The organism is Aeromonas bestiarum, assembly GCF_000819745.1.
GTDB lineage: Bacteria > Pseudomonadota > Gammaproteobacteria > Enterobacterales > Aeromonadaceae > Aeromonas > Aeromonas bestiarum.
Genome location: NZ_CDDA01000021.1, coordinates 65,880 through 82,071, shown reverse-complemented (window position 1 = coordinate 82,071; position 16,192 = coordinate 65,880). Strand labels below are relative to the sequence as shown.

Genomic DNA, 16,192 nt, shown 5'->3' with positions numbered 1-16,192 from the left:
TTGTGCACGGCCGACAGAGGCCGTCGCACCGCTGATTGTTCGTCTTGTTTGTTGACTCGGATGGGGGCTGGGCAAGTGCCGGCTCCCTTCGTACTATCGGCAGTGGCACTCGCCCACAGAGGCGGGGCCACCCCACATGGATGCAAACAAACAAGGACTATCATGAACCCACCCGTTTGGCTGGATGATCACATCTATGCCGCCACCGATTGCCCGGCGATCGACGTCGATTTCCAGCGTGCCCGCGAGACCCTGAACAGCCTGCAGCACTTGCTGGATGAACTGCCCAAGACTACCGACATCAATGCCTTGCGCCACCTGCTGCGGGCCATCAGATCCTGCTGGAACGACGTTTGCCGGCTGGCCTGGAACAGCCAGACCTATGCCTATAACCGGCTCAGTCGCAATGGTCGCGACGAAGCGGCGCGTGCGCTGCTCTCCCGTGGTCAGCAGTTGCAGGCGAGCCTGGCCCAGCTCAGCAAGCCAGTGGCCCTGTTCTGGGCAAGTGCCCCCGAGGGGCAGGTGCGGGCCCTGTTGCAGGATCCCGAGCTGTTCGAGCTGGCCTATGCCATCCGTCACGACAGGCGTCAGCAGGATCAACGGCTCTCCTTGGAGAGCGAGCAGCTGATCGCGGGGCTGGGAGTGGATGGACTGCAAGGCTGGGGGGATCTCTACGACAGCCTGGTGGGCCGGCTCAGGCCTGTCGTGGACGGAGAGCCCATGGGGCTGGCCCAGGCGGAAAATCTGCTGGCCCACCCGGAGCGGGCGCGTCGTGCCAGCGCCTGGCACGGCATTCAGGCCACCTGGCAGGCAGAGCAGGAGACGGTGGCCGCCATCCTCAACGCCATCAACGGCTGGCGCAACGAGCTCGCCGCCCAGCGTGGCAAGACGCGTCGGCTAGATGCGCTGGATGTCTCCTGTCATCAGAGCCATATCGAGCGCGCCACCCTGGATACCCTGATGGCCGAGGCTGACGCCCACAAGACGCTGGGGCGGCGAGCCCTGCGCGCCATGGCCAGCGCCCGGCAGATCAGCGATTTTGCCCCCTGGGATCTCTATGCCCCGGCGCCCGCCGCGACTCCGGCCTCGCTCAGCTTCGAGCAGGCGCTGACCCTGGTGGCCGATGCCTTCGCCGGCTTTGACCCCGAGATGGGGGCCTTTGCCCGCATGATGGCCGACAAGGGCTGGATTGACGCGGCCCCCAGCGCAAACCGGCGCAGCGGTGCCTACAGCACCGAATATGCCGATCCCCCCGAGCCTCGGGTGTTTCTCACCTTCGAGGGCACCATGGACAACCTCATCACCCTGGCTCACGAGCTTGGGCACGCCTGGCACAGCTGGCTGCTGCGGGACTTGCCGCTGGAGCAGCGCGACTACCCCAAGACGCTGGCCGAGACTGCCTCCCTGTTTGCCGAGGCCCTGGTGCGTGATGCCCTGTTGGCCGCCACCGACAAGATGGAGCCGCGCCGGGCCATCGCCTGGCTGGACGGGGAGCGGGCCGCCAGCCTGCTGCTCGACATCCCCGCCCGCTTCACCTTCGAGCGGGCGCTGGTGGCAGCGCGAGAGCAGGGCTATGTGGGGGCAAGCCAGCTGCGGCAGATGATGAAATCCGCGCAGCAGCAGTGGTATGGTGACACCCTCAGCCAGTACGACGAGCTGTTCTGGGCCAGCAAGTGCCACTTCTCCATCGCCGATCTCGGGTTTTACAACTACCCCTACCTGTTCGGCTATCTGTTCAGCCTGGGGCTCTATGCCCAGAAGGAGCGGGCCGGGGGCGAGTTTGCCCACGCCTATCGCGCGCTGCTCACCGACACGGGCCGCATGAGCGCCGAGGATTTGGTGGAGAAACACCTGGGGGTCGACATTCGCGAACCCGCCTTCTGGCAGGAGAGCCTGCGCTATGTGGAGGAGGCGGTCGACCGCCTCGAGCGACTGGTGTGACGGGCTGGCCCATCTGATCGCATCGGTTGATCAGACCGGCCGTTCGGGGTCGCCTCTGCGGCCCCTGTTTCTTTCGTGGCGAGTCCGCAGCGGCCCGGCCACGCGCATTTCACCCCAGGCAGCCTCTGCCCCCTGATATTGATGACGAGCGTTTGATGCAGCAACGAATTTACCCACAACAGTGGCACAACCAGCATATCTATCCCGCCCTCGACTGCCCCGAGCTGGAAGCGGACATGAGCCTGGCCCGAGCCAACCTCGCCGAGCTTGCCGGTTTTATCGACGGTCTTGAGCAGGTGTTGGGCAACACCGATGCCTTGCCCGATTTTTTGCGCGAAGTGCGTCTGCGGGCCCAGCGGATCCGCAATATCGGCTGGAACGTCGCCATACTGGCGGCCTGCAAGGGCAGTCAGGATGCCCGCGATGTGCTCGCCAAGCAGCTGGCTTCCCGCGCCCGCGCCCTCAACGCCGATCTGTTCAAGACCCTGGCCCCGGTCGAAGACCTGATGCTGGGACTGCCCGAGCCCGAGTTTGAGCGGCTGATGCTGGATCCCTTGCTCGGAGAAGAGGATTACCGGCTGCGCCATGAGCGCCGCTTGCAGGATCAGCGCCTGCCGGTGGAGGCCGAGCAGCTGGTGATTGGGCTTGGCACCGACGGGTTGCACGCCTGGGGCAACCTCTACAACGATCTGGTAGGCAAGATCCGCCTCGTTATCGATGGCCGCGAGATGGGGCTGGCCGAGGCCAGCAACTTGCTCTCCAGCCCGGTGCGGGCACTGCGCCGGGAAGCCTTCGACGCCATCAGTGCCGGCTGGGAAGGGGAGCAGGATACGGTGGCGGCCATCCTCAATGCCCTCAACGGCTGGCGGCTGGAGCTTTCGCGCCAGCGCGGCAAGCAGCGAACGCTGGATGCGCTGGATCTCTCCTGCCATCAGAGCCACATAGAGCGCACCACCCTGGATACCCTCATGGCCGAGACCTATCACGCCCGGGGTCTGGGCCAGCGGGCGCTGGGGCTGATGGCGAAGCGACTCGGCATCACAGATCCGGGGCCGGAGGACTTGTTTGCACCGCCCCCGGCCGCCAGCAGCCGCGAGATCCCGTTCGAGGAGGCCATCGAGATCATCGCCGAGGCATTCTCTCGTTTTGATCCCGAGATGGGGGCATTTGCCCGCATGATGGCCGAGAAGGGTTGGATCGATGCGGCGCCTACCCCGAACCGGCGTACCGGTGCCTACTGCACCAAGTTTGCCGATCCGGTGGAACCGCGGGTCTTCATCACCTATGCCGGTACCATGGACAACGTCATCACGCTCGCCCACGAGCTGGGGCACGCCTGGCACAACTGGCTCATTCGCGATCTGCCCATGAGCCAGCGCAGCTACCCCATGACGCTGGCGGAGACCGCCTCCATCTTCGCCGAGACCCTGGTGCGCAGCGCCCTGTTCGAACAGGCGCAGACGCCGGAGCAGCAGCAGGCCATCGCCTGGGCCGAGGCCGACGGCGCCGCCACCTTCCTGGTCAATATTCCGGCCCGCTTCGACTTCGAACAGGCGCTGGTGACCGCCCGCGGACAGGGCTATGTGTCGGCTGAGCGGCTCAAGACCCTGACCGACGAGGCGTGGGGCCGCTGGTATGAGGGGAGCCTCTGCCGTTACCACCCCATGTTCTGGGCGGCCAAGGCGCACTTCTCCATCGCCGGGCTCGGGTTTTACAACTACCCCTATCTGTTTGGCTATCTGTTCAGCCTGGGGGTCTATCAGCAGTTGATGAGCCGTCAGGCGGCGGGGGAAACGAACGTGGCCGAGGCGTATCGCGCCCTGCTGCGCGATACCGGCCGCATGAGCGCCGAAGATCTGGTGGCAAAACACCTAGGTCAGAATATCCGCGAGGCTGCCTTCTGGCAGGGCAGCATGGCGCTGGTGGCGGCGGCGGTGGATCGCTTCGAGCAGACCTGCGGCTGAGGGGACTCTGGCACGTGAAGGCGCCGCCGGGCAGTGTATCTGCCCGGCGGTTTTTTTATGGCCGGGGGGCGACTGGCCGAACCGGGCCTACCAGCAAGGGGCGGGGCTGGTGGCTGAGATCCGGCTGGTAGCCGTTGAAGAAGAGGTTCAGCAGCACCGAGCTCAGGGTCGCCAGCAGGATACCGCTGTGCAGCAGCGGCTGCAGCGCGGCGGGAAAGTGTTGAAAGAAGTGGCCGGAGACGGTGGGGATCATGCCTATTCCCAGGCTGATGGCGACTATGTAGAGGTTGTGACGGTTGCTGTTGTAATCGGCCCGCGCCAGGATGCGAATGCCGGTGGCCAGCACCATGCCGAACATGACGATGCCGGCGCCGCCGAGCACGAAGGGGGGAATGGAGGCGACCATCAGCGACATCTTGGGGATCAGGCCAAAGGCGAGCAGTATCCCCCCCGACATGACGCAGACCCAGCGGCTCGACACCCCGGTCACGCTCACCAGCCCGATATTCTGGGAAAACGAGGTGTGGGGGAAGCTGTTGAAGATGCCGCCAATCACGGTTCCTATGCCATCCACCCGCAGTCCCCGCACTATGTCGCCCCGGCTGGCCGGGTGACCGACTATGTCGCCGAGCGCCAGAAACATCCCCATGGATTCGATGAAAGTGATCAGCATGATGACGGTGAGGGTGGCGATGGAGATGGGATCGAAGGTGGGCCAGCCGAAGGCGAACGGCACTATGGGGGCAAACCAGGCCGCCTCATCCAGGCCTGTCAGATTCACCTCGCCCATGCCGATGGCGATGACGAAGCCGAACAGTATGCCGAGCAGCACAGAGATGTTGCTGAAAAAGCCCTTGGTGAAGCGGGTCACCAGCAAGATGAAGGCCAGCACCAGGAAGCTGGTGCCTATGTAGCGCAGGCTGCCGTACTCGGGATTGCCCTTGCCCCCCGCCATCCAGTCGATCCCCACCTGCATGATGCTGATCCCGATGGAGGTGATCACCACACCCGTCACCACGGTCGGGAAGAGCGGCATCAGGCGACCGACCAGGGGCACCAGCAGGGTGGAGAGGATCCCGGCGGCTATGGTGGCACCGAAGATGCCGGTCAGCCCCAGATCCGGGTTGGCGCCTATGGCCAGCATGGGCATGACGGCGGCGAAGGTGACCGACATGATGACCGGCAGCCGGATCCCGGCAAACCGGCCTATCCCCAGACACTGAAGCAGGGTGACGATACCGCAGCAGAACAGATCCGAGCTGATGAGATAAGAGATTTGATCCTTGGGCAGCCCCAGGCTGCCGCCTATCACCAGCGGCACCGCCACGGCGCCGGCGTACATCACCAGCACATGTTGCAAACCCAGGGTAAAGAGCTGGCCAGGGGGGAGCATGCGTTCCACTTCATCGACGGGACTGTGGGTGGTCGTCCCGGGGGCATTGGTCTGGTTCATGAATACCTCACTCCTTGCGGCCCGACCGGCAGGGCCGGGCAAGATGGGGCTGGCTGCCCCGCTCAGGGACCCGGGATGGGTTGGACAGGGGGACGGGCGCCGATCCTGTGCGCGCAGGCATCGTGGTCGGCGTGGATGGCCAGCCCGGCTGCGCACCCATGGAGGCGGATACTGCACAAAACGTGCGCATTGGCTTGGTAGTGATGCGCCTGCCGGTGGTTTTGTGGACGGGATCACAGGGTTGGAAAGCTATGAAGGGCAATCGTTTGCTGGCCCGCGGGACGGGCTCTCACATTGGTAGTCGGCGTATCATTTCTGCCTGGCGGGCTCTCACTTTGATACTCGCGCAGGGGGAAGGGGCTCTCAATCTGGTTTCATCCGCAACCGGAGGCGTGATCCAAAGCAAGAAAGTGGGATGTTTTGGTGGCGCAGGGCCCCGCCGCTGGGGTAGGTTCGATAGAACCGACACAGTTTTTGAGGTCTTGTCCATGATCATCTATCTGCATGGTTTTGATGCCACCAGCCCCGGCAATCATGAAAAAGTGCTGCAGTTGCAGTTTATCGATGATGATGTGCGTTTCGTGCACTACAGCACGGTTCACCCCCGTCATGACATGAGCCACCTGCTCAAGGAAGTGAAGAAGCAGCTCGACATGAGCACGGACCCCAAGCCCCTCATCTGCGGGGTAGGGCTGGGAGGCTACTGGAGCGAGCGGATCGGCTTCCTGTGCGGCATCAAGCAGGTGATCTTCAATCCCAACCTGCACCCCGAGATCACCATGCAGGGCAAGATCGACAGACCGGAAGAGTACGAGGATATAGGCACCAAATGTGTGTCTGAATTTCGTAGTAAAAATTCAGGAAATTGCCTCTGCATCCTTTCCGTTCAGGATGAAATCCGCGATAATGGCGAAACTGAGCGTGAATTGAAGAATTATTACAACATCGTGTGGGATGAGCGAGAGACTCACAAGTTCAGGAACATCTCTCATCACCTGCAACAGATGAAGGCTTTCAAGGAAGCCTGATTGATCGTCACGTCATGGATTCAACTATCAAGGGAGCCGATGGCTCCCTTCGCTTTAATGGAACCGAGGTAATTAACCATGACCAATATTGTTGTCGTCGGCGGCGGGGCCGGCGGTCTGGAGCTGGCCACCAGCCTGGGTCGCAAGCTGGGCAAGAAGAACAAGGCGAAGATCACCCTGGTCGATCGCAACCGTACCCACCTGTGGAAACCCCTGCTGCACGAAGTGGCCACCGGCTCCATGGATGCGGGCATCGATGCCCTGAGCTACCAGTCCCATGCCAAGAACCATGGTTTCGATTTCCAGCTGGGCAGCCTGACCGACATCAAGCGCGACGAAAAGCGCATCGTACTGGCGAAGATCGTCGACGATAACGGTGACATAGTGGTCAACGAGCGGGAACTGCCCTACGACATCCTGGTGATGGCGATCGGTTCCGTCTCCAACGACTTCAACACCAAGGGCATCAAGGATCACTGCATCTTCCTGGACAGCCCCTCCCAGGCACACCGCTTCCACAACAGCATGATGAACCGCTTCCTGCAATTCGCCACCGAATACCAGCCCGGTGACAAGGTGAAGATCGCCATCGTCGGCGGCGGTGCCACCGGCGTCGAGCTCTCTGCCGAGCTCTACAACGCGGTCGAGCAGCTCTATGCCTACGGTTTCAAGAACCTTACCACCGACAGCCTGAAGGTGAGCCTGGTGGAAGCGGGCCCCCGCATTCTGCCGGCACTGCCGGAGCGCATCAGTGGCGCCGCCCATCAGGAGCTGGTGAAGCTGGGGGTGGACGTGCGTACCGCCACCATGATCACCGAGGCGACCAGCGAGGGTCTGCACACCAAGGATGGCGAGCTCATCGAAGCGGATCTGATGGTGTGGGCCGCCGGTATCAAGGCGCCGGACTTCATGAAGGATATCGCCGGACTCGAGACCAACCGCATCAACCAGCTGGTGGTGAAAGAGACGCTGCAGACCAGCCGTGACGAGAATATCTTCGTCATCGGTGACTGCGCCGCCTGCCCGCAGCCGGATGGCAAGTTCGTGCCGCCGCGCGCCCAGTCCGCCCACCAGATGGCGACCCAGGCGTACAAGAACATCCTGGCCAAGCTGGAAGGGGGCGAGATGAAGCCCTACCTCTATCACGATCACGGCTCGCTGGTCTCTTTGAGTCGCTTCTCCACCGTGGGCAGCCTGATGGGCAACCTGATGCGCGGCTCCATGATGGTGGAAGGCTACATAGCTCGCATGGTGTACATCTCGCTCTATCGGATGCACCAGGTCGCTCTGCACGGCTACGTCAAGACCGGCCTCATCATGCTGGTGGGTCGCATCAATCGGGTGCTGCGTCCGACCCTGAAGCTGCACTAAGCCGCTTGGGGCAAACGTGCCGGGGTGGCAATGGCCCCGCGCACCATGAAAAAGGAGAGGCCAAGGCCTCTCCTTTTTTGTTTCAGGGATATCAGGAGGCGTCCACCTGCAGGGTGCGAACCTCGGTGAGGGCGGCGGTGAAGAAGAGCCGCGCCAGCTCAGGATCCCCTTGCCCGGCATCGCGGGCGACGTTGGCAATATCGCCGCCGAGCAGGGTGATGGTGTTGCCGACCTTGCTCACCCGATCGATGAGGGAGCCGAATTGCTGGGAGAATGCCGTCGTCTGGCCGAGAAAGCCTTGCTGACGCTGGATCTGCCCCTCAATCTGGTTCACCTGTCCCTCCAGACTGTTCACCTTGTTCTGGGTTTGCGTCAGGGTGACGGCCAGGGCGATGAGGCCCGGCAGCCCCAGCAATCCCAGCCCCAGCAGGTAGAGCTTTTTCTTGTTGAGGGAGTCCAGCTCCTGACGGGCCCCGGCCAGGTTGGATTGCAGTCCGGCTATGGTGGCTTGCAGCTCCACGCCGATCCGTTGCAACGCTATGTTGTCTTGCGTGATGCGATCGTTGGCCGTCTGGCTGGCGGTCAGGGTCTGGGCGGTCAGCGTCTGGATGGGGGTGATCTCCTGCTGGACCAGATCGACGAATGCCTTGAGCGCCTCTGGGTTGAAGGGGCCGGTATTGGCCAGCTGCTGCGTCAGTTGCACCTCCAGGCGTGCACCAAACGCCAGGACCTGCTGCTGCATGGTTTGCACCTGGGGCAGCAGCGCCGCGACCACCTCCTCGACGTTCTGCTGGATGTTGACGGCGTTTTGCGGCAGACCGGTGAAGGACTGAATGACGGCTTCGGCCTGCTGCATGTTGGCAATGGATTGAGAAAGAATACCGTTGCTCATGGGCTCTCCTTGATGGAAGAGGGCGGCCTGGCCGCCCTCCCGTGGTTTAGGCGGCCAGACGGCCGACGAAATCGGCTATGGTGGCGGTCGCGGGCACTTGCATGGGGCTGACGCCGGCCATCTGGGCCTTGATGATGTTCACGTCGACGAGCACCGTCTTCACTGTGGTGTCGGCGGCGGTCAACCAGAGCTGGCGGATGTCGTCGCCGCTGGTGATGCCCTTGTCCAGATCCGTGATCAGGCTGCCGAGATCCGAGGTCAGGGCGTCCCAGGCATTGCTCATCTGGGTCGCGGCATTGACTGCGTTTTGGGCCTGTACCTGGAGCCCTTTATAACCATTGCCGATCTGGGTGGCGATCAGTACCTCGCTGTTGAGGTTGCTGCGCTTCTGGTACAGATCCTGGCGGGCGCCCAGCGAGTTGTGCAGCACTATGGAGCCTGCCGTGATACCGGCGGCGCCTGCCACCATCATGGCGACCCCACCTATTACCACAGGTGTCGAGGTGCCGGCGGTGACGAAGTCGGCCACTGCGCCTATGGCAGTGACGAAGGCGCCGCCAATCACCAGCAAGCCCCCAACCACTATGCCGGCGATGGCGCCGTCGATGGCCGCGTTGACCTTGTCGATGTCACCGTTGAGCTGAGCCAGCACCCCGTTGTCACCCTGCACCTTGCTGTTGAGGTTCACCACTATGCCCTGGAAGTTGCGGGAGTCGGTGATCAGGTTGTTGTTGAGATCCAGGATAATAAGACGGGTATCGGAGGAGACCTTGTGGTACTCGGTGGCCTGTTCCTTGATGACGTTCAACTGCCTGAGCCACTGGGCCTTGGTGGAACCGGGAGGAAGCACGGTCGGGATGGCATTTTGCAGGGCGTAGTAGTTGGAGATGTTGCTGATATTGGTGATGATCTGCGGCTGGATCTGGTTGAGGTACAGATCCGCATGCCCTTTGGCGACGTCCAGTCCCTGGTTGATCTGGGTCTGGTTGTCCTTGAGGTTCGGGAACTGGCTGAAATCCACGGACACCTGTTGCTTGACGCTGTTGCAATAGGTCTGGATCTGCAGCGCCTGACCGGCCTGACCGGCCATGCTCTGATCCATGGAAATGGTTGCATTTATCATGTCTATCGTCCTTTTGTGGTGGGGTTAAGCATCGGGCAGTACGCCGTTGCCGGCGTAGGCGGTCTTGATGTCATTCACCTGATCGGAGAGCAGTTGCCAGGATTGGGTATCCAGCGCCAGGGTGCGCCTGAGCAGACGCACATCGCCGTCGTTGCTGAGGTCGGCCACCACGGGGACGGCGCTCTGATAGGCGTCGGCCACCTTCTGCCAGCCCGAGGGCAGGCCGGTGATCGCCCGGGCTACCGTCTCGTAGGTGCTGACAAACAGCTGGTTCTGGGCCTGCACCGACTTTGCGACCGTCAGCATGGCGTTGGTCTCGGCCAGCGCCTGGTAGGCCTGAGCCAGTTTCTGGGTATTGGCCTTGAGCTCCTTGGCCGCCAGGCTGGCACCGGCTATGCCGGATGACAGGGCCTGGATACCGGAGATCATGTATTGGGTCTGCTGGTCTGATCCCTTGGCCGTGCCTTGGCTAGCGGCAGGCTTGGCGGCGGGTTTTTCCTCCAGCGCCAGCGAGGTCACGATGGCGTGGCCCAGTTGGCTGACACCCTCACCGGCCTTGCCACCCTCATCGACAATGGCCTGAATGTTTGCCGCTATGGCCTGATTCAGTGCGTCTATGGCCTTGGCCTGGTGCTGGGCATCGGCGATCAGATCCTGCTCGAGCTGAGTGATCACCCCCAGGAAGTTGTCCATCAGGGGACGCAGCGAACCCCAGGCGACCTGAACCCGGGTGTTGAGCGTCTGGGCCAAGAGCCGGTAGCTCCGGGCCTGATCGGCCAGCGAGGTCAGCTGCTCTGCCAGCTTGGCTCGCCCGGCCAGCACGGCCGCATCGTCATCCTGGCCGAGCAAGCGGTTGAAGGCCGCGATCAGGGCGTAGAAATTCGAGCCATAGCTCATCAGATGGATAAGGCCAGGCAGGTTGTCTTGCTGGTAGTAGCGCGCCTGGTTGAGCATCTGGGCCTGGTAGGCCTCAATCTTGACTGCCAGGGATGAGTCGAGCTCACTCCTGGCCAGGGACTGTTGCATCAGCAGCAGATTGGCATAGCTCTGGTTGAGCAGGGCCGGTGAGGCCGCAGACAGGTAGGCTGCCAGCAGGCCTTGATCCCCAAGATCCAGTGTGGTGATCGTGGTCATGGTGTGGCCTCCGCACGGGCTTCGGCGAGGTGGCTGGCGTGGAAAGGTACCCGCGTTGAAGGGGTGGGATGAGGTGGTCGGGTGTCGAGCTGCATCATGATGCTGTCCTCGTGACGAAGTGGGTCAGTCTCCGGCGTCGGGCCGGGACAGACTCACCCTATGGAAAGGCGAAATGGGCCACAACTGACACTTCTATCACTTGATGTTTGGGCCAGATCGGCTATTGAGGGGGCGCCTGGGTGCTTATCGTGCAGCTTGCTCAACCTTGTCTCCCGTTGCTTGATGCCGGCAGGATCCAAGCGGTCGACTCTCTACGGAACCTGCCCCTCCAAACACAGACAGCAGTGATCCACAGACACGCATCGAGTCTGTTTTCTTGCCTGGAAACTATCGCTGCTTTAGGCTGTCTACCCAGTGAATCGATAAGGAAACCAAGATGATCCTCTCAACCACCCCCACCCTGGAAGGCAAGACCATTCGTGAATATCGCGGCATAGTCGTGGGCGAAGCCATCCTCGGCGCCAACATTTTCAAGGATCTGTTTGCCGGGATCCGCGACATCATAGGCGGCCGCTCCGGCGCCTATGAAAAAGAGCTGGCCCGCGCCCGCGAGATTGCCTTCGATGAGCTCAAAGAACGTGCCTCCGCCCTGGGGGCCAATGCCGTGGTCGGCATCGACATCGACTACGAGGTGGTGGGGCAAAACGGCAGCATGCTGATGGTCAGCATCAGCGGTACCGCCGTGCTGGTCTGATCCCTTGAACACCCTGAAAAACCGGCAACCTTCTGCCGGTTTTTCAGTTTCTGCGTCCCGGCGTGGCGGGATGGCAGCTGATCCGCCACCTGTTCTTGATGGTCAGCCGCTATACGCAGTACGGCTCATGCCCGCCATACTTGACACAAGAGAGGACGGTCTGGAGGTCAATCATGTTCCATGTTCGCTGGTTATTGTTGTGGTGCTGGCTGGGCAGTGCCATGGGGGCAAGCATTCAGGCGGTGACAGAGGAGCTTCCCCCTTACAACTACCGGGGTAGGGATGGTCAGGTCACAGGGCTCTCGGTGGATATGCTGCACCGAATGCTGGAGGTCAGCGGCATCACGCTCGACAGCAAGGGGATACAACTCCTGCCCTGGGCGCGGGCTTACCAGATGGCGCAGTATGATCCCGATACCGTCATTTTCAGCATGATACGGCTCCCGGAGCGGGAGGCGCTCTTCCATTGGATTGGCCCAATCGGTCCTCGCGTCATCTGGTTTTATCGCCTGGCAAACCGTGACGATCTGGTGGCCAGCCAGCTAGCCGAGCTGGCTCCCTGGCGGATTGCCGTGGTGCGCGACTCGGCGATGGCCCGTGAGCTGTCGGGAAAAGGGCTCAATCTGGTATTGGTACACGACGAGGATGACAAGTTTCGCATGATGTTGCGCGGGAGGGCAGACGTGGCCCCTGCCATGCAGATGGGGGCCGCCTATCACATAGAGACATTGGGGCATCACTACTCGGATTTTGTCCCCATGTTCCAGTTTCAGGAGACAATGTTGTTCTACTTCGCCTTCAGCCGCAACACGGATGACGCCACCATACAGCAGCTTCAGAAGGCATTCGATCAGATGCGCAAGGATGGCTCCTACGAGGAGATTACCCAGAAATGGGTGCGCCGTTTCTGGGTTAAACCGACCAGCGAGTGAATCGTTCCGCGCCCCCATGCCCGGCCTCAATCCCGTGTTCATCAAACGGCTGAAGCCGGGCAGCACCTTGGCTCTGCCATCTTTTCCTGGTGTCTTTAGGGCCATGGCATGGCTATTATGAGTCCTTTCTTGTGGGCGCCATGCCCTGGATGGTCATAATCGGAACAGGACGTCTTGCGATGACATCACTCAAGCCGTCAGGGCTCAAACCTGGCGACACCATAGGTTTTTTCTCCCCCTCCAGCGCGGCCACGGCCTGGGCGCCGCAGCGCTTTGCTCGCGCCAGGGCGTTTCTGGAGGCACAGGGCTTCAGGCTCAAGGCGGGCAGCCTGACCGGCCAGCAGGATCACTGGCGATCCGGCTCCATAGCCGCGCGGGCAGCCGAGCTCAATGCACTCATTCGCGATCCAGAGGTGTGTTGCATCATGTCGGTGATCGGCGGCAGCAATTCCAACTCCCTGCTGCCGTATCTCGATTACGAGGCACTGAAACGGGACCCCAAGATCATCATCGGCTACTCGGACGTGACGGCCCTGTTGCTCGGCATTTATGCCAAAACCGGCCTGGTTACCTTCTATGGCCCGGCGCTGGTGGCCTCGTTCGGTGAATTGCCGCCGCTGGTGGACGAGACCTTGTCGGGCTTTCGCCAGATCTGCCAGGCCGGTGGCGCCGTCGCGCCTCATACCTTGCCGACCCCGGCGCAATGGACCGACGAGCGGCTGGATTGGGAAAACCAGACCCGGGCCAAGCAGTGCCTGCCCAACCGGCTGATCTCGGTGGGATCGGGCAAGGTGCGGGGCAGGCTGATCGGCGGCAACCTCAATACCCTGGCGGGGATTTGGGGCTCCCCTTACATGCCGGCCATCCAGCAAGGGGACATTCTGTTGCTGGAAGACAGCCTGCTGTCCGCCGAAACCGTTGAGCGATCCTTTGCCCACCTCAAGCTGTGCGGGGTGTTCGAGCGCATCGGTGCTCTGGTGCTCGGCAAGCACGAGCTGTTCAACCAACAGGGCAGTGGCAAGCGGCCGCTCGATATTCTGCTGGAGGTGGTGGGAGAACCGACCTTCCCCATACTGGCGGAGTTTGACTGCGCCCACACCCACCCCATGCTGACCCTGCCTCTTGGCATAGAGGCTGAGCTGGATCTCGATGCCCAGAGCCTCACCCTGTGCGAACCCTGGCTGCGTTAGCGGCCGTGTCAGCTCAGAGCACGGCGTAGTAGCCGATCGCAATCCAGACCAGGATGCAAAGAGGCCGCAACTGCGGCCTCTTTTACGTTCTCAGATCCGGGATCAGGGCAGGGCATCCGGCCGGAAGCTGGCCCGGATCTGCGGCACCAGGGGCGAGACGTCGAATCCTTTCTCTTCACCCAGCACAGGGTGGAGCAGGGCCAGATCCGGGATCGGGGTCATATCCCCCGCCAGCAGCTGGCGGGTAGCCTGACCCATCTGGTAGAGCTGGCGCACCGGGGCGAACTGGGTCGCGAGGTTGAGGGCACCATCATCGCGGGTAAAGGCCATCATGGGGATCTGGTAGGTGGCATCGCGAGGCGGCTTGTCACCGTGAATCCCCTTGCCCGCCGACATCAGAAACGGCTGGTGATCGCCAAAGGCCACCACCAGATAGCGCTTGCCGGACTGGTCCAGGGTCTTGAGCAGCCGCTCCAGCGAGGCCATGGCATCCACCACTCCGGTGTAGTAGGTGTTGAGCAGCTGACGCTCTGCCGCGCTCTGATCAGGACAGGCCTTGTCGAGTTGCTGGGCCTGATAGCGATCCCCGTCGAAGGGGCCGTGGCCCTGCATGGTGACCGCATAGGCAAACAGGGGCTGGCTATCCTGTTCGCTGCGCCTGAGCAGGTGGTCGATCAGCGCATCATCCGAGATATAGAGCCCTTTATGCTCGAGCGTGGTGAAGCGGGTATCGAACCAGCGCTCCTCGTAGCCAAGGGCCGGGATCGCCTTGGCGCGGCCCCAGAACTTCTCCACATAGGGGTGGGCAAACAGGGTCTTGTAGCCACTTTGCCTGGCGCTTTGCGCAAGGCCGGGCACCTGCTCCGAGAGGTAGTAGTAGGGCACGACCCCCTGCTTGAGCAGGCCCACCGGCAGGCCTGTGTTCATCTCGAACTCGGCCAGTACCGTCATGCCGCCCGTGGTGGGGGAGTGGATTGTCTTGTGCCACTGCTGCACGCTGGCGGGCAGGCTAAGGATCGGGGGAGGGGCGCAGATCTTGCCCTGCCAGCCGAGCCAGAGCGACTCGTACTGCAGCACTATCACCAGATCGAAGCGGGGGGCTTGCCCCTGGCTCGCATGGCTTAGCTGGGGAGTGAGCTCGTTGATCTGCAAAGGGTAGCGAAACACGCTGCCGTTTTGCAGCATCTCGTCCACCAGGTTGAACAGATAGAGGCCGGGGCCGGCCCGTATGATGTCCCTGTGATAGTTGACCGCCCTGTCCACGTAGCGAATGTTGGCCCCCAGCAGCTTGTTGCCGGTCTGGGTGGCGAATACGCACAGGGCAAAGAAGGCGGCGGTGGCGGCCAGGGTGCGCAGGATCCAGCGTGACAGGGCGAAGCGCCAGCAGAGAAACAGCAGCAGGCCGGCGCCCAGCACTGGCAACACGGGATGTTGTTCCAGCAGGATGCGCAGCAGCGCCAGCAGGTTGCCGAGATCGTCCCCCCCCAGCGGCACCCCGTAGATGGCGATCTTCATGAAGTTGGCGAGCAGGCCTATGCCGGAGAGGGCGGTGAACACCAGCCCCATGTAGAGGTTGAAACCCGCCAGCGCGCAGAGGCTCCAGCCCAGCACCATGCTGCCCCAGGCGAGGTAGTAGTGCTCGGGCCTGAAACCGGACCAGAGCAGAAACTCCCCCAGTTTGAACACCACGAAGCCGTGCAGCAGCACGAAGGTGAGGTTGCCGAGCAGCAGGCTGCCGATGACTCGCCAGCGCAAGCTGCGTCTGAGGCGGGGCAGCACGGTTCTGAGCACGGCGGCGCTCAGGGCCAGCACCAGCACCAGGCTGGTGAAGAGGTAGCTGAGGTTGAAACCCTGCTCCGGCAGGGTCTGCAGGATCTGGCTGAACTCGGCGCTCTCGGGTCTCTCCTTGAGTAGCAGGCCGATCCGCAGCTGATAGCGACTGGCGAGGGCATCGTCGGGCGCCCGCAGTGTGCTGTTGAGATCCAGGGTACAGCGGGTTTTGCGGCACACCTGGCGCTTGTCTACCGGCTGATTCAGTTGATCTATCCGCTCACCCCGTTCGTTGAGCAACTCCACCCGTACCTTGTCCCCCTCCTGCAGCGGCTTGAGCAGTTGCCACTGGCTGCGCACCACCAGGTAGAGGCCACGGCTGTCGCTCTTGTAGAGCAGGGCATGACGGGTGAGGGTGGCGATCGGCTGATCGGCAGGCCCCAGTACCAGCGGCTGGGCCCGGCCGAGCCAGCTGCCAGGATTGATCTGCGGCAGTATCAGGGTCAGCAGCAGCAGCGCGGCCAGCAAGCCAAGCAGCAGGGAGGGCAGACTGGGTACCCTGGCTGACAAGCGTGCTGAAGAGGGGACTTTCATATGAGCTCATCCTTTGAGCGAGTGATGACGGCGACTGGTTGCTGCA

Annotated in this window: 12 protein-coding genes; 7 read left to right on the top strand and 5 right to left on the bottom strand. The window is 62.3% G+C overall.

Annotation, left to right across the window (positions count from 1 at the left end; all coding sequences use genetic code 11):
* Positions 1-162 precede the first annotated feature (162 nt).
* Positions 163-1,941, top strand: a complete 1,779-nt coding sequence (locus BN1118_RS11405; RefSeq protein ID WP_043556161.1) for a M3 family oligoendopeptidase — start codon at positions 163-165, stop codon at positions 1,939-1,941.
* Between the two features lie 155 nt (positions 1,942-2,096).
* Positions 2,097-3,905 carry a M3 family oligoendopeptidase gene (locus BN1118_RS11400; RefSeq protein ID WP_043556160.1) on the top strand — a complete coding sequence of 603 codons (1,809 nt, stop codon included), beginning with the start codon at positions 2,097-2,099 and terminating at the stop codon, positions 3,903-3,905.
* A gap of 55 nt (positions 3,906-3,960) precedes the next feature.
* Here the strand turns inward: BN1118_RS11400 and BN1118_RS11395 are convergent, their stop codons facing one another.
* The gene (locus BN1118_RS11395; protein ID WP_043141175.1) at positions 3,961-5,358 is read right to left on the bottom strand and encodes a nucleobase:cation symporter-2 family protein; all 1,398 of its coding nucleotides are present in this window, start codon (positions 5,356-5,358) and stop codon (positions 3,961-3,963) included.
* A gap of 488 nt (positions 5,359-5,846) precedes the next feature.
* Between BN1118_RS11395 and ycfP the strand changes: the two genes are divergently transcribed.
* Both ycfP and BN1118_RS11385 read left to right on the top strand, forming a co-directional pair.
* Positions 5,847-6,386 carry an alpha/beta hydrolase YcfP gene (ycfP, locus tag BN1118_RS11390; RefSeq protein WP_043556158.1) on the top strand — a complete coding sequence of 180 codons (540 nt, stop codon included), beginning with the start codon at positions 5,847-5,849 and terminating at the stop codon, positions 6,384-6,386.
* Between the two features lie 78 nt (positions 6,387-6,464).
* On the top strand, positions 6,465-7,757 hold the full coding sequence (locus BN1118_RS11385; protein WP_043556157.1) for an NAD(P)/FAD-dependent oxidoreductase: 1,293 nt from the start codon (positions 6,465-6,467) through the stop codon (positions 7,755-7,757).
* Positions 7,758-7,848: 91 nt separating this feature from the next.
* Here BN1118_RS11385 and BN1118_RS11380 read toward each other — a convergent pair whose 3' ends face one another.
* The 3 genes from BN1118_RS11380 to BN1118_RS11370 are packed head-to-tail and all read right to left on the bottom strand — an operon-like array spanning position 7,849 to position 10,906.
* Positions 7,849-8,649 carry a hypothetical protein gene (locus BN1118_RS11380; protein ID WP_043556156.1) on the bottom strand — a complete coding sequence of 267 codons (801 nt, stop codon included), beginning with the start codon at positions 8,647-8,649 and terminating at the stop codon, positions 7,849-7,851.
* Positions 8,650-8,695: 46 nt separating this feature from the next.
* The gene (locus BN1118_RS11375; protein ID WP_043556154.1) at positions 8,696-9,772 is read right to left on the bottom strand and encodes an HBL/NHE enterotoxin family protein; all 1,077 of its coding nucleotides are present in this window, start codon (positions 9,770-9,772) and stop codon (positions 8,696-8,698) included.
* A 24-nt stretch (positions 9,773-9,796) separates the two neighbouring features.
* Positions 9,797-10,906 (bottom strand): hypothetical protein, encoded by a 1,110-nt coding sequence (locus BN1118_RS11370; protein WP_043556153.1) that lies wholly within the window; start codon positions 10,904-10,906, stop codon positions 9,797-9,799.
* Between the two features lie 436 nt (positions 10,907-11,342).
* On the opposite strand from BN1118_RS11370, the gene BN1118_RS11365 reads away from it, so the two are divergent.
* The 3 genes from BN1118_RS11365 (at position 11,343) to BN1118_RS11355 (ending at position 13,782) form a co-directional block, all read left to right on the top strand.
* Positions 11,343-11,660, top strand: a complete 318-nt coding sequence (locus BN1118_RS11365; RefSeq protein ID WP_043556151.1) for a heavy metal-binding domain-containing protein — start codon at positions 11,343-11,345, stop codon at positions 11,658-11,660.
* Between the two features lie 173 nt (positions 11,661-11,833).
* Positions 11,834-12,592, top strand: coding sequence for a substrate-binding periplasmic protein (locus BN1118_RS11360; RefSeq protein ID WP_043556150.1), 759 nt, complete (start codon positions 11,834-11,836; stop codon positions 12,590-12,592).
* Between the two features lie 179 nt (positions 12,593-12,771).
* Complete coding sequence (locus tag BN1118_RS11355; RefSeq protein ID WP_043556149.1) at positions 12,772-13,782, top strand: S66 family peptidase; 1,011 nt, start codon at positions 12,772-12,774, stop codon at positions 13,780-13,782.
* A 102-nt stretch (positions 13,783-13,884) separates the two neighbouring features.
* Here BN1118_RS11355 and BN1118_RS11350 read toward each other — a convergent pair whose 3' ends face one another.
* Positions 13,885-16,146, bottom strand: a complete 2,262-nt coding sequence (locus tag BN1118_RS11350; RefSeq protein ID WP_043556147.1) for an LTA synthase family protein — start codon at positions 16,144-16,146, stop codon at positions 13,885-13,887.
* Between the last annotated feature and the right edge of the window lie 46 nt (positions 16,147-16,192).